Consider the following 26,183-nt stretch of genomic DNA (forward strand, 5'->3'; position numbering starts at 1 on the left):
CGGCCCGGGAAGTCACGCCGGGACCGCGGCCAGGCGGCCCCCCACCGGCCGGGGCAGCGGGAAACTGCGGAGCTCCGAGCGGCTCCAGGGGAAGCCGTAGCCGAGGTGGAGCACCGGGTCCTGGGCCGCGTCGGCGGGCACGGCGACGGCGACCAGCACGCCGGGCACCGGCTCCAGTTCGACGAACCGCCACGGGCGGGCCGTGTCGTCGGCGGGCGGCGTGAAGGCGCGTACGCCGCGTTCGTCGTCCAGGGTGAAGACGAACGCGTCGAAGGGCAGTCCCAGGCCGAGCCCGCGGGCCTTGGAGTAGGCCTCCTTGAGCGTCCACACCCGCAGTGCCCGCCGGTCGCGGTCCGGGCCCTGTGCCGCCTGCTCGACCCACTCCCGCTCCGGGGCGGCGAAGGTGCGCACGATGGTGGTGATGGCCCGCTCGTCCCGGTCCTCCAGCCGCTCCACGTCCACACCGATGCGGTGGCGGCGCACGATACCCAGCAGGCTGTAGCCGCCCGCGTGGGAGAGGTTGAAGTCCAACTGCGCTCCGCCGCGCGGCAGTTCACCCGGAGCGGGCCGCAGGAAGGGACGGCCCCGCGCGGAACGCCAGATGACCAGCTCGGCCTCGGCCAGGCCCGCCTCCAGCGCCAGCGCGCGCCGCACCAGGGTGTGCGCGAGCAGGTACTGGCGCCGGTCGCGTTCGAACAGGAAACGGCTCGCGGTCTTCTGCTCCTGCGCGTCGAGCCAGTGCGCGGCGAGCAGGCCGGCGACCGCGGGCGGCAGGCCGTCGTTGGGACACAGCCACAGCTTGACCGGCTCGTCCGTGCCCGCGTCCGCACCCGCGACGCCAACCGGAACGGACGCCGGGACCAGGGCCGGAGCCGGGGCCGGGGCCGGGAACGAGGACGAGGGTGCGACCGCGGACAGCGACGGTGACGGGGGCGGGGATGTCAGGGGTGCGGTCACCGCCGTGCTCCGTCCGTGCCGCCGTCGGGTGCGGGCACACCCGCGCCGGACGCCGTCGCGTCCGGGCCGGACTCCACCGGCCGTTCCTGAGGCCCGCGTCGAGACCGGAACTGCACCTGAGACCGGGCGTGGACCTGAGACTCGGGCTCGGGCTCGGGCTCGGGCTGAGAGTGGGGCTCAGGCTGAGAGTGGGGCTCGGGCTGGGGTTGGGGCTCGGGCTGGGGTTGGGGCTCGGACTGGGGTTGGGGCTCGGACTCGGGTTGGGGCTCGGGTTGGGGCTCGGGTTGGGGCTCGGGTTGGGGCTCGGGTTGGGGCTCGGGTTGGGGCTCGGGTTGGGGCTCGGGTTGGGGCTGGGGTTGGGGCTGGGGTTGGGGCTGGGGTTGGGGTTGCAGGACGGTGGGGGGCAGTTCGATGCCCGCGGATCCGGGGTGCGCGGGCAGTACGGCGCAGATGTCGGTGCCGGCCAGCCACAGCCGCGCCAGCTGTTCGAGGCGGCCGCCCTGCCACAGGGCGGCCACGTAGGTACGGGTCTCCGCGAGCCCGTCGAGCAGCAGCGGGTCGCCTGCGTCGCGCAGGTCGGCGCTGTGTACGCCCGCCGGGTGCCGGCCGGGGCCGGCGGCCTCGGCGAAGGCGGCCAGCTGTGCGGCCAGGCCGGTGACCGTGTGGGCGACCACCGCCAGACGGCAGCGCAGGGCCGCGCGTCCCAGCCGCAGTTCGTGCGCGACCGCGGCGAGGTCCGCTCCGGGCGGGCCGCCGTGCGCAGCGGCGCCGGTCAGCCAGCGGGCGAACCGCGCCGCGGTGGCGGCCAGTTGCCGGGGCGTGGCGGCGGACAGCAGTACCAGTTCCGCGTCTGCGGGGCGGCGGGCGGGCCGCGCGGGGGGACGGTGGGCGGGGGGTGCCTCCTCCACGACCAGCACGGCGTCCGCGGCCGGCGGCCCGGACACGCCGACCAGGGCCCTGCGGGGCACCGTGGTGCCGTCGTCGCGGCGGGCCGGCTCCCAGCCGGCGGGCGCCGCCCGGCCGGGCCCGGGCAGCAGCGTGGCGTGGCGCAACTGCCCCACGGCACGGACCAGGGCGGCCGCCCCGGCGACCACCCCCGGGCCGTCCCCCGTGTCACCCGCCGGGTCCGCCGTCCGGGCGCTCTCCCGCACAGCGATGCCCAGCGCCTCCAGTCCGGCCCCCGCCACCAGGCCCGCCCCCGGGCCGTCCGGACCGGGGGCGGCGGCCGGCGCCGGCTGCCGAGTGATCTGCGGCGGCGGCCCGGTGCGCGTCCCGTGCGGATCGGCGGCCGGGGCGGTCAGGCCGGCCGCAGCCAGCGCCCGGCCGACCAGCCGGGCGTGGTGCGGTACGGCTCCCAGGCGGCCCGGGTGACCGGCCGCGCCGGCGCGGATCACCGCGTACACGCGGTCCCCGGCGGCACGGGCCGCGGCCAGCGGCTTGAGCAGCACGACCACCACTCCCCCGCCACCGTCCCCGACACCACCACCCCCACCATCGGCATCGACACCGGCATCCGTGCCCGCACCGGTGTCGGTGTGGGTGCCGGTGTCAATGTGGGTGCCGGTGCGGGGCGGCCGAGGTGCCGGACGCGGTGGCAGCTCGACGGCGCCGGCCAGCGCCGCCTCGCACTCCCCCGCGCGCAGCGCGCCGAGTGCGAGGTGCAGCGCGGTGAGGAAGGAGGACGCGCCGGTGTCGACGCTCAGGCTGGGCCCGCGCAGGTCGAGCAGCCGCGACAGCCGCCCGGCCGGTCCGGGCCCGCCCGGCGTGTCCCCGCCCGGCGCGTTGTCTGCCGGGCCGGCGGCGAGGTAGACACCGACGCTGCGCCCTGCGTGGTCGGGGCCGGTGAGCCGGTCGGTCCGTACTCCGGCGTATCCGGCGCTCTCCAGGGTCTGCCACGCGCTGCGCGCCAGCAGGCGTTCACGGGAGTCCAGGACGGCCGCGCCGGCGGTGTCGAGGCCGAACAGGGCGAGCAGGCCGGCGTCGAACTCCCGGATGCCGTCCGCGAATCGGTCCCCTCCCCGCGGGGACGATGCCGTGGGGGTGTGCTGTTCCAGGGCGTGGCGCCAGAAGGCGTCCAGGTCGTCGGCGTGCGGGAAACAGCCCTGCATTCCCACGACGGCGCACGGCTCGGCGCCGCCGGCACCGGGGCCGGCCGGTGGTTCACGCTCCGCCGCGGGCCGCACCGCGGGGCCGGGCCGCGGCGGTGCTCCGGCCGGCGATGCGGCGCCGCGCAGCAGGGCCACGGCGTGCTCGCGCTGCAGGGTGCCGCCTTTGAACCGCGTCAGGATCTCGCGGGTGTCCGTCACCGTGTGCCCTTCGTGTCAGGCGGAACGGGCCGCCAGCAGGGCAGCCGCCTCGTCGATGCTGAGCACCTCGTCGCGCACCGCGTCCAGCAGGGCGTTCAGGTCGATCTCCACGGCCCGCGGCGGCTGCGCGGGGGCGGGGCCGGACGCGGGTGCGGGTGCGGAGCCGGACGCGGGTGCGGGGCCGGTGGTGCGGGTGTCCGTCACCTGCGCGGTGACGTGTGCGGCCATGGCCGCGAGGTCGGGGTGGTCGTAGAGCAGGTCGGTCTGCTCGCTGAGGCCGTAGGTGCGGTTGATGCCGGCCAGGAACTCCGCGGCCAGGATGGAGTCCAGTCCCAGCGCGGCGAACGGCGCGCTCACGTCGATGTCCTGCGCGGCGCAGTGCAGGATCCCGGCGAGCTGCGTGCGCAGGGTGTCGGTGACGGTGTCCGGCCCCGCGACGGGCCACGGGCCGGCACCGCGCACCGCAGCCGCAGCCTGAGACGGGGCCTGGACCGGGTCGGGCTGCCCGTCACCGTGCCGCGGGGCGGGGCCGGTGCGCGGCAGGGGCCCGGGCGCGGCGAGTTCGGCCGCGACGTGCCGGGCCAGTGCCTCCGGGGTGGGGTGGTCGTACAGCGCGGTGGCCGCAATCTGGGTGCCGTAACGGGCGTTGAGCGCCGCGACGAACTCGAGGGACAGCATCGAGTCCAGGCCCAGCAGCCGGAAGGACTCCTGCGTGTCGAGGGACTGCGGCTCGACCCGCATCATGCCCGCCAGTACCGCGGTGAGCTCGGCGAGCACGTCGGCCGCCGGCGTCGGCGAGGCCGTGTGCGGATGAGGGGCGGAGGTCATGGTGGGCGTCTCCAAGGGTCGGATCCCGGGTGGCCGTCCTGGCATTGTGGGCGCCGCCGCCACCGCGCCACATCCCCGGCCGTGGTGATCCCGCCGAAGGCGACTGGCTCCCGGGAACCAGCCGGCGCCCAAACCCTCCGCCCAAAGAATGAGCCGCCCGCCCACCTGCCTGCCCCTGCCCGCCCACGGCAGCCGCAACGGCGGCTGCCGGCCCGCGCGCCGGTCTCCCGGCGGGCATGGGCTGCGTGCGGCGCCCGCCGGGCCCGTCCGGCAGGCGACCCGCGGTCCGGGCAGGGGAGTCGCGCCACTGGTCCCGTGGCGCCGGGGGTGCCGTCCATCCGGCCCGCGGATACGGCGCGTTCAGCCGCTTCCCGCATCCGCGGGCAGCCCGCGCACCACCCGCACCACCCACCCCGTCCGTCCGCACCATCCGCTCCGTCCGTCCGCACCATCCGGCCCGTCCGCACCGCTCGGACGGTCGGTGCGGCCGGACGGTCGGGGCGGCCCGAGGTGCCCGAGGTGCCCGAGGTGCCCGAGGTGCCCGAGGTGCCCGGGCGGCCCGAGGTGCCGAACCGCCTTGCAGTCCGGCGCAGTTGCTGCCGGCCGCCCGCACGGCGGTGGCCCGTGCCGCCGCCGCGTGGGCGGTGCGGGTTCAGCGGGCCCGTGCGGGCGCGGGGGGTCCCGCGCCGTCGAACGGTGCGGGCGCCGCCGCCGTCTCCGGCGCCGCCGTCTGGATGGAGTGCTGCAGCCGCCGCAGCCGCGGCGAGGGCTCCAGGCCCAGGTCGTTGACGAGGGTGGCGCGCAGCTGGTGGTAGACGCTGAGCGACTCGCTGCGCCGGCCGGAGCGGTGCAGGGCCAGCATGAACTGCGCGTGCAGGTTCTCGTGGGTGCGGTAACGGCTGGTCAGCACGGTCAGTTCGGGCAGCAGTTCACGGTGGCGGCCCAGCCGCAGATCGGCCTCGATGCGCTGGTCCAGCGCGCACAGCCGGCTCTCCTCCAGCCGCCGGGTCTCCATCGCCAGCTGCGCCCCGGCCTGCACGTCGGCGAACGCGGCCCCCGTCCACAGCCGCAGCGCCCCGGCCAGGGTGCGGGCCGCCTCGGCGAAGGCCCCCTGGTCCATGGCCCGGTAGCCCTCCCCCGCGAGCCGCTCGAACTCGCGCACGTCGCTGCTGCCGCCGCCGGAGACGAGCAGATAGCCGCCCGGCAGGGTCATCAGGACGTCCTTGGCGCCGCTGCGGCCGTGCTCGAGCGCCTGCGCGATGAGCTCGCGCAGCTGCAGCACGTACGTCTGCAGGGTGGTACGGGCGCTGCGCGGCGGGGAGTTGCCCCACAGTTCCTCGATGAGGGCCGCGACGGGCACCACCTGGTCGGCACGGAGCGCGAGCAGCGCCAGGACCTGCCGCGGTTTCGGCGCCGTCGGGGTGATGGACACCCCGTTCTCCCGCACTGCCAGTGCGCCCAGTACGTCGATGTCCACGCCGTCTCCCCTGCTCGGTGTCCCGTGCCGCACCCCCGATTACAAAACAGCGCATCCGGTCTGTCAATACCCGACCGGTCGTGCTGTTTTAATGGGGGTGGGGGAGGCTGTCCGTCCGCGGCCCGTGCGCCGCCGGGGAGGGGCGGCTGCCAGGCGTCCTGCGCAACTCCGGTCCGGTTCCGGCCTGTTCCGGCCCGCTCCGGTGGGGCGGGGAGCGGCGGGGCGGGACCGGTCGGCGTCCCGCAAAGCAGACCGTGGGGTCTGCTCCTGGTGCGGAATGCCGGGCGGAAAGCGGAGCGGCGGGGAGTGCGGGGGGCGGGAAGTGCAGGGGCGCGGGGGCGGGTGCGGTGCGGGCGGGTGCCGTGGCGGTGCGGGGCGGTGCGGGCGGGTGCGCCGTGGCCGGTCCGCGGGGTTACTGCGGGGGGTTGCCGTGTTTGCGGGAGGGCAGGTCGGCGTGTTTGGCGTGCAGCATCGCCAGCGCGCGGATGAGGACCTCGCGGGTCTCGGCGGGGTCGATGACGTCGTCGACCAGGCCGCGCTCCGCCGCGTAGTAGGGGTGCATGAGTTCCGCCTTGTACTCCTTGACCATGCGGGCGCGCATGGCCTCGGGGTCGGCGGCGTCGGCGATCTGGCGGCGGAAGATGACGTTGGCGGCGCCCTCGGCGCCCATCACGGCGATCTCGTTGGTGGGCCACGCGTACGTGAGGTCCGCGCCGATGGACTGGGAGTCCATCACGATGTAGGCACCGCCGTACGCCTTGCGCAGGATCAGCGAGATCCTCGGCACCGTCGCGTTGCAGTACGCGTACAGGAGTTTCGCGCCGTGCCGGATGATCCCGCCGTGCTCCTGGTCCACGCCGGGCAGGAAGCCGGGCACGTCCAGCAGGGTGAGGATGGGGATGTTGAAGGCGTCGCACAGCTGCACGAACCGGGCGGCTTTTTCGGAGGCTTCGATGTCCAGGACGCCGGCGAGGGTCTGCGGCTGGTTGGCGACGATGCCCACCACCTGGCCGTCCAGGCGGGCCAGCGCGCAGATGATGTTGCGGGCCCAGCGTTCGTGGACCTCGAGGTAGTCGCCGTCGTCGACGAGTTCCTCGATGACCTTCGTCATGTCGTAGGGCCGGTTGCCGTCCGCGGGCACCAGGTCGAGGAGGATCTCGCCGCGCCGGCCGGCCGGGTCGTGGGCGGTGGTGTGCGGGGGGTTCTCGCGGTTGTTCTGCGGGAGCATCGACAGGAGGTAGCGGACCTCGGCGAGGCAGGTCTCCTCGTCGTCGTAGGCGAAGTGGGCCACGCCGCTGGTCTCGGCGTGCACGTCGGCGCCGCCGAGCCCGTTCTGGCTGATCTCCTCGCCGGTGACGGCCTTGACCACGTCCGGGCCGGTGATGAACATCTGCGAGGTCTCACGGACCATGAACACGAAGTCGGTCAGGGCCGGCGAGTAGGCCGCGCCGCCCGCGCACGGGCCGAGCATCACCGAGATCTGCGGGATGACGCCGGAGGCCTTGGTGTTGCGCTGGAAGATGCCGCCGTAGCCGGCCAGCGCGGAGACGCCCTCCTGGATCCGGGCGCCCGCGCCGTCGTTGAGGGAGACCAGCGGCGCCCCGGCCGCGATGGCCATGTCCATGATCTTGTGGATCTTCGTGGCGTGCGCCTCGCCGAGCGCGCCGCCGAAGATACGGAAGTCGTGGGCGTAGACGAAGACCGTACGGCCCTCCACCGTGCCCCAGCCGGTGATCACACCGTCCGTGTACGGCTTCTTGGCCTCCAGGCCGAAGCCGGTCGCCCGGTGCCGGCGCAGCTGCTCGACCTCCTGGAAACTGTTCTCGTCCAGCAGCAGGGCGATGCGTTCCCGGGCGGTCAGCTTGCCCTTGGCGTGCTGGGCGGCGGTCGCCTTCTCGCTGGGGCCCAGCCGGGCCGCCTCACGGATCGCGTGCAGTTCCGCCACGCGTCCGCGGATGTCGGTCGGCCCCGGCTCGACGGGGGCGGGGGCAGTGGTCATTGCCATGTCAGATCCCTTTCTGGGCGAGGTCCGTATCACTGCCAGCCGCGCGGGCCGCGGTAGGCCCGGGGCCTCCTCCACCAGCGGGAGCCGTTGACCGGCCTGCCCCGGCGGGCGGGTGCGCCGCCCGCGCTGAGCGCGAGCAGCACCACGGTGAGTGCGGCCAGTTCCTCTTCGCCGGCCCGCCCGCGTTCCACGCGCAGGACGGGCTCGTACTGGTTCGGGGTGCCCATACCTCCTCCCTCCTCCTCCTTCTTCTTCAGCCTTGGGGGACACCATCGGTCACCGCGCTCAAGAACCGCTCTCACTGCGCTTGAAGAGCGCTCCACGCCGCCGCCCGCGACCACAGGACGGCCCGGCACACCCGCGCCGCGGGGCCGCGGCGGCCGGACACGGCCCGCACGCAGCAGCACAGGCCGGGACGGGACGGCCGGGGCGGGGCGGGGCGGGGCGGGGGGAAACGCTTCGGCCAGTTGCCGTGGGTGCGGGGCGGGCGGGAGGTGTCCGGCGGGGCGGGCCGGGAGCGCGGGGGCGGGGCGTGCGCTCCGGTGCGCGGCGGGTGCGGGGCGGGGCGCGGACGTGATGTCTTGACGGCGCCCGCGGCGGTGATTACGGATGCCGCCGGCAGCGGCGCGGGCGCGTGGAAATGGCCGACGGTAACCGTCTGGAGTGCGGCGACGGCGGAATCAGGAGTTCGATTCGAGCCGCGCTGCAAGCGTCCTCCAGCGCCCCGGACAGCGGGCGTGACACCGGACTTGGAAGTCCGCTCGAGAACGGCTCCAGGAAATCGCTGGGGAGGGACGGCCGCGGCTAGCGTGAGCGGCGGCGCGGATTTCTGGCCACAAAAAGGAACGGGACAAGGAGCTCGACGACATACGGAGGAGACCGGTGAGGATTCAGGTTCTGGGTCCGTTGAGTGCCGAGGTCAACGGGGGATCCATCGTTCCGAGCGCGGGCAAGCCGCGGCAGATCCTGTCGCTGCTGGCGTTGTATCCCGGACGGGTGATGCCCGTCCCGACCCTCATGGAGGAGATCTGGGCGACGCAGCCCCCGCAGAGCGCACTGACGACCCTGCAGACCTACATCCTGCAGCTGCGCCGGCGGCTGGGCACCGCGATGGGGCCCGGCGCGCCGGGCGGCGCCAAGGAGGTACTGGCCACCCGGCACGGCGGCTACCTGCTGCAGATCCCGCCCGACAGCGTCGACGTGCACCAGTACGACCGGCTGACACGGGAGGGACAGACCGCGTTCGAGAGCGGCGACGACGAGGTCTCCGCCGCCCGCTTCCGCGAGGCCCTGGGACTGTGGGAGGGACCCGCCCTGGTCGACGTACGCCTGGGGCCGGTCCTGGAGATCGAGGTGGTCCGGCTGGAGGAGAGCCGGCTGGTCACCGTGGAGCGGCGCATCGACGCCGACCTGCGGCTGGGCCGGCACGCCGAACTCATCGCCGAACTCATCGAACTGACCGCCCGTCACCCCCAGCACGAGGGGCTGCACTCGCAGGCCATGGTGGCGCTCTACCGCTCCGGCCGGCAGGCCTCCGCCCTGGAGGTCTACCGCAGACTGCGGGTCCGGCTGATCGAGGACCTGGGCGTGGAACCCTCCCCCCAGCTGCAACGGCTGCACCAGGCCGTCCTCACCGTCGACCCCCAGCTGGACGTACTGGCCGGACCGCGCCACAGCTCCACCTACGACCTGTTCACGGCCTGAGCCCGAGCCCGAGCCGAACCCGCGAGCAGGAGGGGCGAAAGCGGGAACGGGAGCGTGGACGGAGGCGGAGGCGGGGGACGGGCGACACGGCCGCCGCCGGGCAGCCTGCGGCCCCCGACCGGCCGGTGACAGCACGACAGGAAACCGGCCCGGGCCCGCCACCCCCGCCCCTGACCCCGGCCCCGGCCCCGGCCCCGGCGCTGGTTCGGCACCGGGTCTGGGCGGGGCGCGGGGGGCCGCCTGCATTTCCGCCCGCCACGGGCCGGGGGCCGCGCGGGGCGCGGGGCGCGGGGGCCGCGTGACTTCCCCGCCCGGTCCCGGCTCGGCCCGATGCCGGGCGGTGCCGGGACCGGGCGGTGCCGGCACCGGGCCGTTTTGGGCGCGTGCGGATGCCCCGCGGAACCGGCGCGCTCTCCCCGGCCCTTCAACTCCTCGACGGGAACGGGGTACGGGCGCATCCGTGCCGTGCGGGTCCGCCCACGGTCCCCGAACCTGCCGCAACGGCGGCGGGCAACGACGGCAGGGACGGTCCGCCCCGGCGGTGTCCCGGCAGCGCCGCGCAGCGGTGGCCGCCGGGACACCGCCGTCCGCGCCCCGCCCGGCCCGCCCGGCCCGCCCGGGGCGGCCGGGCGCGAACACACCGCCGCAGCCCCCTCCTTCACGGCCCCCTCCTTCGCGGCCCCCTCCTTCGCGGCCCCCTCCTTCGCGGGCCCCCTGCTTCGTGGACCCCGCTGCTTCGCGCGGGCGGCGGGGCCGCTGGTGCGCCCGCCCGGGCAACGCCCTGCCCCCGCCCCGGCAGCGCCCTGCGCTCACCGGACTTGCGCGCGACGCCGGCCCGGGGCCGGGTTCAAAAGGGCGGAGTTCAGGGGGGCAGGGTTCAGGGGGCGGGGTTCAGGGGGCGGGGTTCAGGGGGCGGGGTTCAGGGGGCGGGGTGAGGACGGCGCGGACGCCGCGGGCGAGGGCGGACGCGCTGGCGGCGGCATCGCCGATGCCGGTCATGACCACGGCCGGAGCGGGGCCGGCGGCATACGGCATGTGCTGGGCGAGTTCGTAGGCCGCCCGCCCGCCGGGCCCGCACCCGCACAGCACCAGCCGCCGGCCCGGCCCCCGGGCCTGGTGCAGTACGGCCTGCGGGGCGCCGGGGGCACCGTCGGCGTGCACGGCCACGATCTTCTCCGGGCCCCGGTGGCCGCGGACGAACAGGTCGTAACCGCCCCTGGGCACACCGGGGACGACGACCAGGCAGATCACGTCCGCGTGGGGGTGTCCGGGCCGCAGCACGCTCAGCGCGGGACGCGGCGGGGGCGGGGCGGGGCGGGCCATGCGCGGGACCGCGGCCCGGGCCAGCACGTCCAGCAGCTGCCCGGCGGTGGCCGCGGCATCCCGGTGTCCGGGCAGCGCGCCCAGCAGACGCACGCACTGGGCGTGCAGGGCGGCGGCGTCCTCGTCGGCCAGGCGCGCCCGGTCATAGACGGCAGTGAGGGCCAGACCGCCCCCGGTGTCGTGGCGGGCGGTGAGGGTCAGGGGCCGGCCGGTGGCGCCGGCCGCGGTGCGCGGGCTCTGCACGTCGATGCCCTGGGCGGCGAGTTCACCGCGCAGCGCCTGCGGCAGCAGGAGCGGGCCCTCGAACCGCACCAGGGTGTCGGCGCAGGGGTCGGTGAACGTGTCGGCGAACAGACCCGACCCCGCCCCCGACCCCGACACCGACGCAGACACGGACCCGGACACGGCTGGGGGCGGGGAGGGTGGTCTGCCGCTCCACGCGCGGATCGACTCGGCGCCGGCCCACGGATAGGCGGCCAGGTCCAGGAGTGTGTCGCGGACCTGGTGCAGCAGGTTGGTGAGGGGTTCGTCGGGGTCGACGGTCACGGTCATCGGCAGCGGCCCGTCCAGCGGGCCGGGGATGCCCGCGGCGCCCGGCAGGGCGATGTCCCGGCCGGACAGCTGCACCCCGAAACTCACCGGCAGCGGACCTTGCGCGTCCGCCGCCCGGTACAGCAGCAGCGCCCACACCAGGTGCAGGGCGCTGCTCTCCGCCACGCCGCGCAGGGCCGCCCAGGAACGCAGCCGGAAGGTCTGGGCCGCCCGCAGCCGGGTGTGCAGGAGTCCGGGCCCGTGCTGCCCGGTTTCCCCGCCCGCCCGGCCCGGACGGGTCGCGGCGTGCCGCGGCGGCGCGGCCCGCGCCCACAACTGCCGTGCGGCGTCGGTGTTCTGGCCGGCCAGCCAGCGGGCGTGATCACGCAGGTCGGGGCGGCGTTCCCCGCCGGGCAGCACACCGCCCGCGGCGTAGGCGCGGTAGAACTCCCGCAGCAGCAGGTGCACGCCCCGCTCGTCCAGCAGCGCCGGGTGGTAGGTCAGCAGCACCCGCGGGGGCGGGGCCGGCACCGCGGCCGAGGACGCCCCCCGCAGCAGGGCCAGGCGCAGCAGGCCGGGCCGGTGCAGTGCAAAACCCCGCGCCCGGTCGCGCCGCAGAAGCCGCGCCCAGGTGACGGCGGTACGGGAGTGGACGGCGATGTCGGCATCGGCGCGGGCGTGCAGCACCAGACGCGGTGAGGCGACCCAGTCGAAACAGGCCCGCAGCACCGACTCCCGGTCCACGACCGACTGCCACGCCGCGGCGAACCGGGCCACGTCCAGCGGCCCGGACCAGTCCCAGTACAACTGCTCCAGCTGACCGTCCCCGCCACCCGCGCCGCCCGTACCGTCCCCGCCGCCGGTGCTGTCCCAACCGTCCGTACCGCCGGTGCTGTCCGTGCCGTTGGCGGGGCCGGTGTGATCAATGTGGTCGGTGTGGTCGGTGGCGCCGGCGGGGGCGAGGGCCGCGATCAGCAGGGTCTGCTGGTGTCCGGTGACCGGGAGGACCTCACCGCCCGGCGGGGGCGGGGCCAGCACGTCGGCCAGCAGTTCCGCGGGCAGCGGGACGGGGCCCGGCGCGCCGGCGGGCGGGGTCAGGCGCAGGGTGTGACGGCCGGGCCGGTGACTGTCCAGCGCGACGTCGAAGGCACGGTGGCGCTGCGCGAGGCGGGCGGCGACGCTCTCCGCGTCGGCCGGGCCCAGCGGGCCGCACAGTTCCAGCACGAGCGGGCCCCCCGGCGGGGGCGTACCCGGCTCGTGGACCACGGCAAGAACGGCGCCCCGCGGCGCGTACCGGCTGCTCATCCGCCCTCCCGCGAACCAGGGACCACACCCGCGGCACACCAGCGGACCGGCCCCCCGCTCCCCCTACCGCACCCACCGCACCGGCCAGACCGGCCGGACCGGCCCCGCGCAGCCAACACACCCGGCACACCCGGCAGTACCGGCTGGGCGGGCAGTAACGGCTGGGCGGGCCGAAGGGATCGTGGGGACAGGCGGGATCGTGGTGCCCGGCCGGTATCCGGCCGGGCGGCGGCGAAAGCTGCCGCCCGGCCTGCCGCCGGCGGCACGGGGCCGCGCGGGGGCGGGCGGGGCGGTGTGCGGTGGGGTGGCTGCACGGTGGTTCACGACGCCCGCCTCTCGTCATGTCGGCTGTGCGCCGGAGCTGCCCGGCAGCGGCCAGCCTAGCGTCGCCGCAGGTGGGAGGCCTGTTTCCTCGAGCGGGTGTGGAGCGGGCCGCGAAGGGGTCTCGACCGGGAACAGCGGATGGTGGGCGGCACTGACCAGATAGCGGCCGTGGACGAGGTGGGTGGCGAGAATCCACCGCGGCGCGCCGGCCGGTTCGTCGGCCAGGACCGTACGGCCCTGCTCGTCGCGGCTGAAGCCGAACGCGGCGAAACGGCGCCGCATGCCGTGCCCGAGTGCCTTGGTGTAGGCCTCCTTGAGCGTCCACAGGTGCAGCAGCCGCGCCGTGCGGTCGTCCTCGGGCAGCGCGGCGAGTTCGGCGGCCTCGGCGGGGGTGCACACGTAGGGGTGCAGCAGCTCGAAGGACGGCCGGCGGGTGACGGGCTCGGCGTCCACCCCGATCGGCCCGGTGCGGCTGACGGCGACCACGATCAGCTCGTCGGTGTGGGCCAGGCTCACCTCGGTGCCGGCCAGGCCGCGCAGATGGGGGCGGCCGCCGGGCCGGTAGGCCAGGTCGAGGGCGTCCGCGGGCAGTTGCAGGGCGGCGGCCGCGGTGTGTTTGAGGACCATCCGCGAGGCGGCGAAACGCAGCCGGCCGGCCGGCGCGGCCGTCTGCCGGTAGCGCGGCCAGTCACGGCCGAGCAGGCCCCGCAGTCCCGGATCCAGCAGCGCGGCCGCCAGCCACTGCCCCCAGGTGGTGTGCACCAGGACGTGACCGCGGCCGGTGAGCTGGTCATGGACCTCCTCCCAGGGACCCTCGGGACCCGCCACGTGCAGCGGCGGCCCGAGCAGCCCCCCGCTGCTCCCCCGCCCCTGCCCGCCCCCCGGACCCACCCGGCCCACCCGGCCCACCAGATCCGCCGGTTCCGCCAGTTCCGCCGGTTCCGGCAGACCCGGGCCGCCCGTACCCGGCCCGCCCGTGCCCGGCCCGTCCGGGGCGGGGACGTCCGGGGCGGGGACGTCCGGGGCGGGGACGTCCGGGTGGGAGGGGTGCGGGCGGGACGACGGGCGGGGGCGGGCGGGGCCGGTGCTGCCCGGGGCGGCCGGGCCGTGTCCGTTCACCACAGCAGCCGGGTCGCGTAGATGTCGCAGTCCACGCCGTGCCGGACCCGGTCGGCGAGTTCCGCCCAGACCTGTTCGCGCGGGTCGGCGGCCGGGCCGGGCAGCGGCACCCCGAGCCGTTCGGTGATGCCCGACAGTGCCAGCAGCGCCCAGTGCGGGCCGCCCAGGAACAGACCGCGCCCGTCGTCGGCCGCCTCCTGGACCCCGAGCACGGCCGCGGCCAGCCACAGCAGCGCCTGACGGTCCGCCAGCGCCCGTACGGCCGGACCGTCAGGACCGTCCTGGCCCGCCGCGCGGCACGGACGGCGCAGCGCGCGCTGCTCGCTCAGCAGCCGCCGGGCCGCACCGGCCAGCGCGGCACGGTCCGGATCACCGCCGCCCGCACGGGCGGCAGCACGCAGCAGCCCCGACAGCACCACACCGTCCCCGCCCTGCCCGCCCCCGCCCTGTTTGTCCCCGCCCCGCCCGTCCCTGTCCTGCCCGTCCCTGTCCCGCTCCTGCCGGTCCTGCCGGTTCGCGGCGGTGACGGCGGGGTCGGAGCCGGGGTGGGGGTCGGAGGCGGAGCCGGGGTGGGGGTCGGCGAGCCGGAACAGGGCCGGGAGGGCGGTGGGGTGCGGGGGGCGGGGGCTTTCGGCCAGCGCCGGCAGAGCCCGTACCAGGTGGGTCTGCCAGGACCCGGCGGCTGCCGCGTCCACGCCGGCCGCCGGGAGGTCACCGGCCAGTTTCGCCAGCATGCGGCCCTCAGGACCGGCGGGCCCGTGGCCGCACTCGGTCAGCACCAGTTCGAGCTGGGCCAGTACGTCCGCCACTACCGTCGGCACCACGTAGCCGGCCACCGCGGGCAGCAGCGCACCGGACGCGGGACGCATCGGGCGGCGCAGCGCCACGCTGGTCAGGCTCTCGCAGGCCAGCAGGTCGGCGAAGACGGTGGCGAGCACCGGCCGCCACTGCCGCAGGGCCGGCTCGCTGTGGCAGCGGCCGGCCACGATCCGCGCGGCCTGGCGCAGCACGGTACCGGTGGCGGCCAGCAGCGCGGCCGGCCCCAGCAGGGCGGCGGGCACCGGGCACGCCCGCACGGCCGATGCGCAGGCCTGTCCCAGGGCAACGTCCCGGCGCAGGACCGGCCGCAGGGCACGGACCAGCTGGTCGGCGGCCCGTATCCGGCCAAGGCCCGCCGCCGCCAGGAGCCCGGCCCGGTCCTCCCCCGCACCACCCGCACCACCCGCACCACCCGCACCACCCGCACCACCCGCACTGCCGGCGGTGCTGCCGGTGGTGCTGCCGGTGGTGCTGCCGGTGGTGCGGGTGGTGCTGCTGCCGGTGGTGGTGCTGCCGGTGGTGGTGCTGCCGGTGATACGGGTGGTGGTGAGGGCGGGCAGGCCGTAGGGGTTGGCGGCATCCCGGGGGTCGCCGAGCAGGGCGTCCAGGCGCAGTGCGGCGAGTGCCACCTCCAGGGGCGGGGGCAGTGCGGCATAGCGGTGCGCGACGCCCCGGCGGGGCCCGGGTATCACCGCACCACTGCCACTGCCACTGCCACTGCCACTGCCGCTGCCTTGGCCTTGGCCGTGGCCGGGCCGGGCGGGCGGGAGGCCGGCGGGGACGGTGCGGGGGGCGGGACGGGTGACGGCCATGGGCGGCCTCCTGTTCATCTGTTCATCGCAGACGGCGGACGGTGCTCTCCGCATGCCACTTGGCCAGGCCCAGTGCCTGTCTGTCGGCCCGGGACAGCCAGCCGTGCACGTACCGGCGGGCCTCCAGGAGGCTGGTGTTCTCGCCGAGTTCCCGGGCGACGGCGTCCTGCCGGAGCATCGCCCGGTGGGCGGCGACGACCGTCACCCCGGAGGCGTCCGGCAGCAGGGACCACTCGCCGCTGTGGGCGGCGAGCAGGCGGGGCGTGAGGGTCTCCTTGTAGACGATGCGACCGGCGTGCGGGAAACACAGCCGTACCGCCCGGGTGGTGACGGTCCCTGCGTCCTCGGCGGCGCAGGTGTCCACCTGCACCACCTGGACGCCCGGCGCGTCCTCGCGCACGCGGGTCCCCTCGACGTGCGGCAGCCGTTCCTGCCAGTCCCCGATCCGGTAGAGGAAGTCGTAGACCAGCTCGGCGGGGCCCTCGACACGGATCCGGTCCTCGAAGGACAGCAGCAGCTCGTCGAGTTCCTCCCACCGTTCGGCCGCCCCGCGGACCTCGCCGAGCCGGCGCCGTACGCCGGCGGCCGCGTCACCGCGCAGGCGGCTGTCGCCCGCGGCGAGCAGCACGGGCAGCACCCGTTCCTGACGCAGGCTCAGCACGCACCGGGTCTCACCCGCCGGGCGCACCGTCCACACCCCCGAGGTCACCATGCCCGGGCGGGCCTGGTCCTCCTCCTCGAAGACGACACTGCGGTCCTGCGGCCGCAGGACCCGCCGGGTGTGCCGGGAGCGGACGTGGCCGCCCGGGGCACCCGCCTCGTCGGCCACCTCCCACACCAGCAGCCGTTCCCGCACGCCGTCGAAGTCCAGCCGCTCGACGTGCACATGAGAGGGCAGGAACACCGGCCAGCGCACGGCATCGGCCAGCAGGCCGTAGACCACACCGGCCGGAGCGGCCACCTCCACGGCGTCCTCGCCGGCGTGCACGCGCGACGACATGCCTGCCCCTCCTCCTGCGGATACCCCCACCCTGCCCCACCCCACTCGAGCCCGCCTCGCGCCCGCACCGACCCCCCGCACCCCGCCACCCCGGCCGGCACCCCGAACCCCGAACCCCGAACCCCGAACAACCACCGACCCCGCCAACCCCGCCGGCCCCGCCAACCCCGCCGGCCCGAACAACCCGGCCGACCCGCACGGCATGCACCGGCATGCACCGGCATGCACGGCACGGGACACGACAGGTACTGGCTCGGCACTGGCGGGGAGCGGCTTCGCGCGGCCCGGCCCAGGCTTCGCACGGCACCGCCGGTATCGCACGGCCGACGCGGCACGGCATGTCCAGGCCCCCGAGCGGGCGGCCCGCGCCACGCCAAGCCCTACCGCGCCCCCGGCCGAGCCCCGGCCAGATGCCCGTACCCCGGGGGCCCGCGCCAGGGACCGGACCGCCCGGACTTCCCGGCACGGCCTGGCGGTCCAGTCGGTCCAGTCGGTCCGGACGGTCCAGTCGGTCCGGGCGGTCCGGGCTGTGCCTCTCGGCACCGGGGCCCGCCCGGGGAGGAACAAGAGCCCCGGGCCGGGGAGTTGGGGGCCGCTGCCAGGGGATCGGGGCCGGTGACCAGGGGGTTGAGACGGAGCCCGGGGGGCGGGACGGTGCTGGGCCGGGGCGGGACGGTGCTGGGCCGGTGCTGGGCCGGGGTGGGGGTGGGGGTGGGTCAGCCGACCGGGGCGGCGAGCCGTCCGCTCCCGGCGGGGCCCGTACCGGGACCGGCGGACCCGGATCCGGCCGTGGCGGTTGCGGCGGGTGAGCCGTCCGGCCGGGCCATCAGGATGGAACGCTGCAGCTTGCCCAGGGCCGCCGACGGCTCCAGGCCCAGACCGCGTACCAGGGTGGCCCGCAGCCGCTGGTAGGCGTCCAGGGCCTCGCCCCGCCGCCCGGAGCGGTACAGGGCCAGCATGTACTGCCCGCACAGGCTCTCGTGGGTGGGATACCGGCTGACCAGCACGGTCAGCTCGGCGAGCAGTTCACGGTGGCGGCCCAGGCGCAGATCGGCCTCGATGCGCTGGTCCAGCGCGCACAGCCGGCTCTCCTCCAGCCGTTTGACCTGGGTGGCCAGGTGCGGGCCGGCCTGCACGTCGGCCAGCGGCGGCCCGCTCCACAGCGCGAGCGCGGCCCGCAGGTGCCGGGCCGCCTCGGGGAAGTCCGCCCCGTCCATCGCCCGGTAGCCCAGCCCGGCCAGCCGCTCGAACTCCCGCACGTCACTGCTGCCCTCACCGCTCTTGAGGAGATAACCGCCCGGCACGGTCAGCAGCACGTCCTTGGCCGTACGGTGCCCGCCCGGATCCCTCTCCAGCGCCGCGGTGATCAGCTCACGCAGCTGCAGGATGTACGTCTGCAGGGTGGGCCGTGCACTGCGCGGCGGCTGCGCGCCCCACAGTTCCTCGCTCAGCATGCCCACCGGCACCATCTGGTCGGCATGCAGCACCAGCAGCGCCAGCACCTGCCGCGGCTTGGGAGCGGTCGGGGTGATCGAGATGCCCTTCTCCCGCACATCAAGTGTGCCGAGTATGTCGGTGTCCACGCCGTCTCCCCTGTCCGTTCGCTGCCATCTGCCAGAGCCCGCGGCCACGCACCGGCCACCACCGCCCCGCCGCCCGCCGCAGAGCCGGCCGGCCCGGTCCCGGGCCCCGTACCGGCCCACCGGCCCACCAACCCGCGGACCGGTAGGACCCGTGAGCCCGTCCGGCCGGCCGCCGGCCCGCCGGCCGCTCTGCGGCTCGTCACCGGCCGGCCGGCCTTCAGACCCGCCGGCGTCAGATCCTCAGATCATCCGCCCAGCCGGTCCGCCGGCCTCCAGGTCCGCCGGGCTCCAGGTCCGCCGTCTTCAGGTGTGCCGTCTTCAGGTGTGCCGTCTTCAGGTGTGCCGGCCGAGGGTTCTGCCGGTCCGTCAGCAGGCCCCGTTCTGCCGGGACTTGCCGGGCCGCGGACTGACCGCCGCCCCCGTGCTTCCCGGCACACCCGAGTAAAAAACAGCATGGACGGTATGTCAATCTCAAACCGGTCGTCGTGTTTTCTCTCCGCCGGCACTCGAGACCCCCTCCAGGGAACGCGACTTTTGCCGCACAACGCCCCGGCCAGGCGGAACACCGGCCCTGCGGGCCCGCTCCCCGCACGACTTGACCTCTCCATTGCCGGACCATGCGGTCTGTTTACCCGGAGGCGGGTGCGGTCCCCCGCACGGAACGAGCCGGATCCCCGCCCCGACGGGCAGAACCGGTCCGCCGCCCGCAGGCGGACTCGGCCTGCCGCCGCAGACGGAACCGGCCTGCGCCCGGGGGCGGGACCGGAGATCCGCCGCCGGGGGGCGGGGCCGCTAGCGGGGGGCGGGGCCGGTCTCGGCGGCGGGTATGCCCGGCCGTGCCGGGCGCCGGGGCGGGGGCGCGGCGAGGCCGGGCAGCAGCAGGGCCCAGAACTGTTCCACCAGATGCGGGGAGAGGTGGAAGCGGTGGCGGGAGGCGAGACCGGCCAGCCCGAGGGTGGCGGCGACCACGGCCACCGCGGCCGCCTCCGGGGAGACCCCCTCCGCCAGTTCACCCGCACCATGGGCCTCGCGCAGCAGCGCGTGCACCCACTCGCTCCACCACCGGCCCGGCCCCTCACCGCCCTTGCGCGAGGGATCACCGCCCAGCCCGAACCCGGCCCGCAGCACCGGGTCGGCCGACAGCCCCAGCACCAGGTCACGGCTGACCTCCACCAGCAACCGCAGCGCCGCACCCCCCGCACCCGCTCCGGCGGGGCCGCCCGGCACCCCGCCCGGCGGCGCGTCCTGGCGCGCGGCCAGCCGCTGCAGGGAGACGGTCGCCGCCGCCTCCACCTCACGGGCCAGCAGATCCTTGCTCGGGAAATGGAAATGCAGCGCCCCGGTACTCACCCCGGCCCGCCGGCTGATCGCCGGCAGCGAGGCGAGGGCGTACCCGTCATCGGCGAACACCTCGGCCGCCGCCCGGACCAGGGCCTGGCGCGTACGTGCCGCCCGAACCTGCTTGACCATCCCGCCTCCTCCCGGGCCCGCACCGGCCGCCGCCACGGCGGACACCCCCGGGCACTCCGAGGCCATACCCTACCAAACCGCACGCGCGGTATGTTTCACTGCGGGGATGCCCCGCCGGCACCCCGCCCCACCCCGGCCCGCAGACACCGCCACCGGCCGCCACCGGCCCGGAAACCCCAGGCCACCGCCCCCGGCACCCACCAACGGCCGCCCGGCCACCGGACACAGCCCCACGGAACAGAAACCGGCCGCACCCCACCCCGCCCGCACCGGCACCGGCACCGGCACCGGCACACCGCGCGGGCAGCCACACGGCCCATCCCGCACAAGCCACCCCGCCCGGTCCGCACACACAAACCGGCCCACAGGCCGAGGCACGGGCCCCGAGTCACGGGCCGGTCCACGACTGCGAGGAGGGCCGTGCGGGACGGGCGCCGGCCTGCCCGCCCGCCGCCCTGCCGGTCTGCGGGCCTGCCGGTCTGCGGGCCTGCGGGTCTGGGGGTGGGCGGTGCGAGCGGGCCGGGTGTCAGGCGGTCAGGCGGGAGCGGCGACCTCGTCCAGGTCCCCCAGCTCTCCCGCCTCGGCGGCCAGCCGCTCGCCCTCGGCGGCGACCTCGGCGGCCCGGGCCGGGTCGGTGACCAGCTTGCCGAGCACCGCGGGCACCGCGATGCTCGGCAGCAGATGCTCGAACAGCGCGGAGACCCGCCGCTCCAGATCCTCCCGGCCCGCCAGCGTGTGGGAGTAGACCTGCACACCCGTCCACGCGGCCGAGAACACCCACGCACTCTCCGCCGGGTCCACATGCGGCAGCAGTTCACCCTGCTCCCGCGCCTCGCGCAGCACCTTCTCCGTCGCATCCAGCCAGGTCGTGATCGTCCAGGTGCCGAAGATGGCCCCCATCTCCTGGCCCAGCGAAAGTCTCGCCGAGGCACTGACCACCGGGTTGCGGCGCATCCGGTACGCCAGCGACAGCCCCATGTCCACCAGCTCCTGCAGCTTGCTCGCCCGGGGCGCCAGCGTGAAACCCGAGAACTGCTCCGCCAGCACCCCCTCCGCCAGCGCCTGCTTCGAGGGGAAATGGAAGTACAGAGCCCCCTTGGTCACACCCGCCCGGGTCAGCACCTCACCGATCGTGGCGGCCTCATACCCGCGCTCGTCGAAAACCGACGCCGCCGCATTCAAAATCGCCCGCCGGGTGCGAATCGCACGCTCCTGCCGCACCACGAACCCTCCAGTGGTCGTTCCTCACTCCATCGCAAGATGTTTTCCTTGCAACCACTCCAAACCAAACCAGGTAGTCCGTATTTTCACAAGGGCGGCGCCCCCGCCACCACCCCGCCCCGGCTCAAAACCCCGCCCCCGCCCACCCCCGCACCACACCGCCCCGCCCGCCCCCTCACCGGGCCGGACAACACCTCCACCCCCCACCCGCCACCCCCCGCACCCACCCAACCGGAAGTCCGGATTCAACCGGTCCCCGCCCACCCCGCCCCGCCCCGAACCACCACACCCGCACACCCCGACCCCACAACAACCCCACCCGCCACCCCCACCCACACCCGACAGCCCAACAACCAACACCCGGCACGGCAGACCCCGGCACTACAACCAGACGCTCACCCGACCACACCAGGAACGGACACGGCCCACACCCCACCCGCACCCCCCACCCCGTGCCGCCACGCTCACCACCCGCACCGCCGGGCCCACACCCGAAAACCCCGGCGAACACCACCCAGCCGCCCGCCCGCCAACAGCCCCCAGGCGCCCCGGCACCCGGCAGCACACCCCCCGGGACCAAGACGCCTGACCCACCCGCCCAGACAGCACACAACCGCAGACAACCGCAGACAACGACGGGGCGGACACCGGCACCCGCGCACCACCGGGCCCCTTCCCCGCACGGCCCGGCACACCGGAGAAACCGCATCCGCACACGGCCCGGCAGAACGACGTCTGCCACCCCACCCCGGCCCTGCCGCCCGGCACCCCTGGGCACCCCGGCACCCCTGGGTGCCCGCGTCTCCTGCCGGGGCCGCACCGCAACACACCACAGGCGCCGGCCGGTTCACACAGCAGGAAAATCCCCTACACCCACAACGTCACGCAGACGGTCGCCACCAAGCCCACCCGGCACCAGGCCCCCGAACACCCGGACCGGCCGCACCCGACAGGACCGGAACCCTTCCCCCGGTCCGCGAACCCCCAACCGGCCTCCCGGACCGGCCACCGGCCACGAAACCCCCCGCCCCCGGCCTCCCGCGCACCGTCACAACCAGCAGCACCCCACCCCCACCGGCGCCGGCCCCGTCCGGGCAGCACCAGCCGAAAACTCCGGCAACCACCGACCGGAGCCTCCCCCTCAGCCCGCACTCCACCCACAGCACCCACAGCGCCCACAGCAGCGACAAGCCACAGGCCAGAACCGGCCGGCCCCACAAAAACCCGCCCGAGACAGCCACAAGGAGAGCGCCGGGCGGCCGCCACCGACAACCACCCACCACAGCCGGCAAACCCGAGACAAGACAACACCAGGCCCCACGAGACAAGACAAGGCACGACGAGGCAAGGCAAGCCCGGATGACGGAACTTGACGCAGCCGACACCCCCGGACCCACGCCATCCCCGGCACCGCCCGGCCCACCGCCCCAGAACGGCCACCACCACCACACACACCGCACCCGCAGGGCGACCCGGCCCGCGAAACAGACAACACACCGCCCCGCACCAGCCCCTGGCCGGCACCGGCCAGGACCCCCACCCCGGTCAACCCACCAAACCCACCAAACCCACCAAGCCAAGCGGCCCTGGCGGGCCTGGCGGAGTCCGGCAGGCCCGGTCGCTCACCCGGCCGCAGCAGCCGGGTGAGCCGCCGGGCCCGGCACCACGGGCAGCACCCGCGGCCCGTTCGAAATGAACGACTCCGTACGCGGCAGCTCCCCCGGCCCGAACGCCGCCCGCATCCGCGGGAAACGCCCGAACAACGCCCGCAACGCGATCTCCGCCTCCAGCCGCGCCAGCGGCGCCCCCAGGCAGTAATGCACCCCATGACCGAACGACAGATGCTCCCGACGCGTCTTTCGCGTCACATCGAACACATCCGCATCCTCCCCGTGCACCCCCGGATCCCGGCCCGCCGCCGCGAACGACATCACCAGCGCATCCCCCCGCCCGATCACCGTCTCCCCCACCCGCACATCCTCCACCGCATACCGCAAAATCGCATTCGCCCCCGGCGCCTCCACCCGCACCGCCTCCTCCACCACATCCCCCCACGACGCCCGCCCCGACCGCACCAACTCCAGCTGACCCACATCCCCCAGCAACAACGCCACCGCATTGCCCAGCAGATTCACCGTCGGCTCACACCCCGCACTCAACAACATGATCAAGTTGTCGACCAGCTCCTTCCCACCCAACCCCCCACCCCCACCCGCACCACCCGCACCACCCGCACCACCCGCACCACCGGCATCACCCGCCGCGATCAGCGCACTGGTCAGATCCTCACCCGGACAACGCCGCTTGAACGCGACCAACTCCCCCATCGTCGAATACAGCGCCCGGTAATTGGCCTGCGCCTCCACCGACGACACCGCCGTATCGAAAAACCCGTCAATGATCTCCCGCAACGGCCCCCGGAACTCCTCCGGAATCCCGAACAACTCCAACATCACCAGCCCCGGCAACGGCAGCGCGAACAACTCCCGCACATCCACCACCCCGCCCGCAGCCCGCCCCGCCGCCTCCTCCACCCCATCCAGCAGACCCCCCGCGATCTCCTCCACCCGCGGCCCCAGCAACGCCACCCGCCGCGCCGTGAACGCCGACGCCATCAACCCCCGCAACCGCCGATGCTCCGCCCCGTACGACGTCACCAGATTCTGCACCGACACCCACACCGCCAACGGCCAACTCCCCGACACCTCCCCCCGCCGCCACGCCGGCCAATGCCGATACGCATCCTTCGACACCCGCCCATCCGTCAACAACCCACGCATCACCCCCGCATCCGTCACCACCCACGCCCCCACCCCACCCGGCAACACCACCCGCGACACCGCACCCCGCCCCCGCAACACAGCCGCCTCCCCCTGCACATCCCGCCCCAACACATCCAACACAAACGGACACCCCCCACCACCCGAACCACCCACCCCAACCACCCCACCCGGACCACCCAGCACCCCCACACCCGCCCCACTCCCCGCCAGCCCCGCCAGCCCCGCCACCACCGCCGCCTCACTCCCCGCAAGCCCAGCCGACCCCGCCGACCCGGCCACCGCCGTCACACTCCCGGCCGTCCCACCGCCCCCCGACCCAGCCACCGCCGCCGCCTCACTCCCGGCCGTCCCGGCCACCCCGCCCCCGGCCACCCCGCCCCCGGCCGCCTCGCCCCCGTCCAGCCCGTCCAGCCCACTGCGACCCTGCTCACGCCCATCCAGCCGACGCACCATCAGACCCTCCCCGCAGACAGCGAAAACACCGGAAAAACCACAACGACACGAACCAACACAGCAATACAAACAATCACCAACAACACAAAACCGGCACAAAACGCCAGCCCACAACACAACACAGCACGGCACGGCGCGGCACACCCAGCGCCACCAAGGCCGCCCCGCACCCACGCACCACCCGACACCCCCGCCACCACGAACCGCCCCGCACCGAACCGCCCGGCACCGAACGGCCCGTCACCCCACCACGAGGAAACCGGCAACGCACCACCCCCGCACCCCCACCAGGAACGAAGCAGACACGACACCCACACCGGCACCAGACCCCACGCCCGCCCCGACCCCCGCACGGCCACCCCCAACCCGCACCCCCCGACCCCCGCACCCCCGCACGGCCACCCCCAACCCGCACCCCCCCGCACCCCCGCACGGCCACCCCCGGCCGGCACCCCCCGACCCCCCACACCACCAGCACCGCACCATCCCGGCCCCGCCACCAGCACCGCCACCCACAGCACCGGCCCGAACCCTCACACCACCCACACCCACACCCGCGCACGCGCCCACGCCCACGCCCACGGCACAGGCCCGCACCCGCCCAAAACAGCACCCAAACCAAACCGCTCAGCCGGTTTCACCATAGCCCCCGAACCCGCCACCCGCGAGAGCCCCACCCCACCCCCGCCACCGAACCCGAGCCTCGCACAGCACCCCGCACCCACGGAAGACACCACCAGAACGGAATACAACCCCCCGTTTACCCGGAAAGATCCCCACCCCGCCCGCCCCCGGCCACCGACCCCCGCCACCCCGCCCGCCCGGACCCTCCACCCGACCGCCGGCCGCGAAATTCCCCGCCCACCCTTGAAAAGAAAACCGGTAGGTTCGTATCTTATGACCCTGCACGGTCGATCCCAGCCCATCCAACGGCGCAACGGAGACACCCATGACCCTGCTCACCGTCCACCAGGACAACCACCCCACCCCACCCGCCACCACCCCACCCCCGCACCCCGCCCCCACCACCCCCATGCCCCGCCTCACCACCACCGTCCCCCGCGAATACGTCCACCGCTCAAGCCTCGCCGAGGTCTTCCTCACCGGCAGCGAAAAAACCGGCGACAACCACTACACCCTCACCGCCCAATGGCCCCGCGCCCACACCTTCTACACCACCCCCGACGGCACCCACCACGACCCCCTCCAAGCCGCAGAAACCATCCGCCAAACCGGCCTCTACCTCGCCCACGCCGAACTCGGCGTCCCCCTCGACCACCACTTCCTCATGTGGAACATCCACCTCACCACCCACCCCCAACACCTCCACATCGGCCCCACCCCCACCGACCTCACCCTCACCGCCACCTGCACCACCCTCCGCTACAAAGGCAAACGCCTCGCCGACTTCACCATGCACATCCACATCACCCGCAACGGCCACACCACCGCCACCGGCGGCGGCCAATTCACCTGCCTCACCCCCACCACCTACCAACGCCTCCGCCAACCCCACACCACCCAACCCACCCCCCAACCCACCCCACCCCCCACACCCCCCACCGACCCCACCCCCTACGGACGCCACCTCCCCCTCGACCTCGTCCTCACCCCCACCCCCCAACCCCACACCTGGCAACTCACCCCCAACCCCCACCACCCCATCCTCTTCGACCACACCACCGACCACATCCCCGGCATGGTCCTCCTCGAAGCCGCCCGCCAAGCCACCCACACCCACACCCACCCCACCCCCACCCACCTCACCACCCTCCACGCCACCTTCCACCGCTACACCGAACACCACACCCCCACCTACATCACCACCCACACAACCAGCGACACCCCCACCCCAAACACCAACCAAAACACCACCACCAACAACAACCGAACCAACAACAACCGAACCCACAACAACCGAACCCACACCACCCCCACCACCAACACCCCCACCAACACCCCCACCAACACCCCCACCAACACCCCCACCAACACCCGCACCATCCACGTCACCGGCCACCAAAACAACCACACCGTCTTCACCGCCCACATCACCACCACCCCCACCCACCACCCCTAACCCACCAACCACGCAACCCAACCCCCACACCCAACCCACCACCAACCCCCACCACCCACGCAACCCAACCCCCACACCCAACC

General features: G+C 75.1%; 16 protein-coding genes. 2 read left to right on the plus strand and 14 right to left on the minus strand.

Going from position 1 to position 26,183, the window contains the following annotated elements; genetic code table 11:
- Window positions 1-12 precede the first annotated feature (12 nt).
- From OHB41_RS49230 to OHB41_RS49255, 6 genes are all read right to left on the minus strand, one after another.
- Window positions 13-957 (minus strand): 4'-phosphopantetheinyl transferase family protein, encoded by a 945-nt coding sequence (locus OHB41_RS49230; protein ID WP_266695906.1) that lies wholly within the window; start codon window positions 955-957, stop codon window positions 13-15.
- Window positions 954-3,263, minus strand: a complete 2,310-nt coding sequence (locus OHB41_RS49235) for a beta-ketoacyl synthase N-terminal-like domain-containing protein (protein ID WP_266695907.1) — start codon at window positions 3,261-3,263, stop codon at window positions 954-956. Before OHB41_RS49235 ends, OHB41_RS49230 begins: the two co-directional genes overlap by 4 nt.
- 15 nt (window positions 3,264-3,278) lie before the next feature.
- Window positions 3,279-4,091 carry an acyl carrier protein gene (locus OHB41_RS49240; protein ID WP_266695908.1) on the minus strand — a complete coding sequence of 271 codons (813 nt, stop codon included), beginning with the start codon at window positions 4,089-4,091 and terminating at the stop codon, window positions 3,279-3,281.
- Between the two features lie 652 nt (window positions 4,092-4,743).
- The gene (locus tag OHB41_RS49245) at window positions 4,744-5,568 is read right to left on the minus strand and encodes an AfsR/SARP family transcriptional regulator (protein ID WP_266695909.1); all 825 of its coding nucleotides are present in this window, start codon (window positions 5,566-5,568) and stop codon (window positions 4,744-4,746) included.
- A 412-nt stretch (window positions 5,569-5,980) separates the two neighbouring features.
- Window positions 5,981-7,567 (minus strand): acyl-CoA carboxylase subunit beta, encoded by a 1,587-nt coding sequence (locus tag OHB41_RS49250; RefSeq protein ID WP_266705540.1) that lies wholly within the window; start codon window positions 7,565-7,567, stop codon window positions 5,981-5,983.
- Between the two features lie 35 nt (window positions 7,568-7,602).
- Window positions 7,603-7,800: an acyl-CoA carboxylase subunit epsilon gene (locus OHB41_RS49255; protein WP_266695910.1), complete on the minus strand. Its 198-nt coding sequence runs from the start codon at window positions 7,798-7,800 to the stop codon at window positions 7,603-7,605.
- A 655-nt stretch (window positions 7,801-8,455) separates the two neighbouring features.
- Here OHB41_RS49255 and OHB41_RS49260 point away from each other — a divergent pair.
- A complete protein-coding gene (locus OHB41_RS49260) occupies window positions 8,456-9,277 on the plus strand; it encodes an AfsR/SARP family transcriptional regulator (protein ID WP_168525349.1) in 822 nt (273 codons plus the stop codon).
- Between the two features lie 891 nt (window positions 9,278-10,168).
- Here OHB41_RS49260 and OHB41_RS49265 read toward each other — a convergent pair.
- The 8 genes from OHB41_RS49265 to OHB41_RS49300 form a co-directional block, all read right to left on the minus strand.
- Window positions 10,169-12,436, minus strand: a complete 2,268-nt coding sequence (locus OHB41_RS49265) for a condensation domain-containing protein (RefSeq protein ID WP_266695911.1) — start codon at window positions 12,434-12,436, stop codon at window positions 10,169-10,171.
- Between the two features lie 339 nt (window positions 12,437-12,775).
- On the minus strand, window positions 12,776-13,879 hold the full coding sequence (locus OHB41_RS49270) for a 4'-phosphopantetheinyl transferase family protein (RefSeq protein WP_266695912.1): 1,104 nt from the start codon (window positions 13,877-13,879) through the stop codon (window positions 12,776-12,778).
- The gene (locus OHB41_RS49275) at window positions 13,876-15,510 is read right to left on the minus strand and encodes a hypothetical protein (protein WP_266695913.1); all 1,635 of its coding nucleotides are present in this window, start codon (window positions 15,508-15,510) and stop codon (window positions 13,876-13,878) included. Before OHB41_RS49275 ends, OHB41_RS49270 begins: the two co-directional genes overlap by 4 nt.
- A 22-nt stretch (window positions 15,511-15,532) precedes the next feature.
- Window positions 15,533-16,510 carry an SRPBCC family protein gene (locus OHB41_RS49280; protein WP_266695914.1) on the minus strand — a complete coding sequence of 326 codons (978 nt, stop codon included), beginning with the start codon at window positions 16,508-16,510 and terminating at the stop codon, window positions 15,533-15,535.
- A gap of 716 nt (window positions 16,511-17,226) precedes the next feature.
- On the minus strand, window positions 17,227-18,093 hold the full coding sequence (locus tag OHB41_RS49285) for an AfsR/SARP family transcriptional regulator (protein ID WP_266695915.1): 867 nt from the start codon (window positions 18,091-18,093) through the stop codon (window positions 17,227-17,229).
- A gap of 792 nt (window positions 18,094-18,885) precedes the next feature.
- The gene (locus OHB41_RS49290) at window positions 18,886-19,563 is read right to left on the minus strand and encodes a ScbR family autoregulator-binding transcription factor (protein WP_266695916.1); all 678 of its coding nucleotides are present in this window, start codon (window positions 19,561-19,563) and stop codon (window positions 18,886-18,888) included.
- A gap of 534 nt (window positions 19,564-20,097) precedes the next feature.
- A complete protein-coding gene (locus OHB41_RS49295) occupies window positions 20,098-20,784 on the minus strand; it encodes a ScbR family autoregulator-binding transcription factor (RefSeq protein WP_381240001.1) in 687 nt (228 codons plus the stop codon).
- A gap of 1,622 nt (window positions 20,785-22,406) precedes the next feature.
- On the minus strand, window positions 22,407-23,465 hold the full coding sequence (locus OHB41_RS49300) for a cytochrome P450 (protein ID WP_323138445.1): 1,059 nt from the start codon (window positions 23,463-23,465) through the stop codon (window positions 22,407-22,409).
- 1,504 nt (window positions 23,466-24,969) lie between these two features.
- On the opposite strand from OHB41_RS49300, the gene OHB41_RS49305 reads away from it, so the two are divergent.
- On the plus strand, window positions 24,970-26,100 hold the full coding sequence (locus OHB41_RS49305; protein ID WP_266695918.1) for a ScbA/BarX family gamma-butyrolactone biosynthesis protein: 1,131 nt from the start codon (window positions 24,970-24,972) through the stop codon (window positions 26,098-26,100).
- The last annotated feature ends 83 nt before the right edge of the window (window positions 26,101-26,183 follow it).

Source organism: Streptomyces sp. NBC_01571 (genome assembly GCF_026339875.1).
Lineage (GTDB): Bacteria > Actinomycetota > Actinomycetes > Streptomycetales > Streptomycetaceae > Streptomyces.

Excerpts from the sequence above, each read along its gene's own strand:
- OHB41_RS49275 (WP_266695913.1), bottom strand. The coding sequence starts at position 15,510 with ATGGCCGTCACCCGTCCCGCCCCCCGCACCGTCCCCGCCGGCCTCCCG.
- OHB41_RS49265 (WP_266695911.1), bottom strand. The coding sequence starts at position 12,436 with ATGAGCAGCCGGTACGCGCCGCGGGGCGCCGTTCTTGCCGTGGTCCAC.
- OHB41_RS49305 (WP_266695918.1), top strand. The coding sequence starts at position 24,970 with ATGACCCTGCTCACCGTCCACCAGGACAACCACCCCACCCCACCCGCC.
- OHB41_RS49250 (WP_266705540.1), bottom strand. The coding sequence starts at position 7,567 with ATGACCACTGCCCCCGCCCCCGTCGAGCCGGGGCCGACCGACATCCGC.
- OHB41_RS49280 (WP_266695914.1), bottom strand. The coding sequence starts at position 16,510 with ATGTCGTCGCGCGTGCACGCCGGCGAGGACGCCGTGGAGGTGGCCGCT.
- OHB41_RS49240 (WP_266695908.1), bottom strand. The coding sequence starts at position 4,091 with ATGACCTCCGCCCCTCATCCGCACACGGCCTCGCCGACGCCGGCGGCC.
- OHB41_RS49290 (WP_266695916.1), bottom strand. The coding sequence starts at position 19,563 with ATGGTCAAGCAGGTTCGGGCGGCACGTACGCGCCAGGCCCTGGTCCGG.
- OHB41_RS49255 (WP_266695910.1), bottom strand. The coding sequence starts at position 7,800 with ATGGGCACCCCGAACCAGTACGAGCCCGTCCTGCGCGTGGAACGCGGG.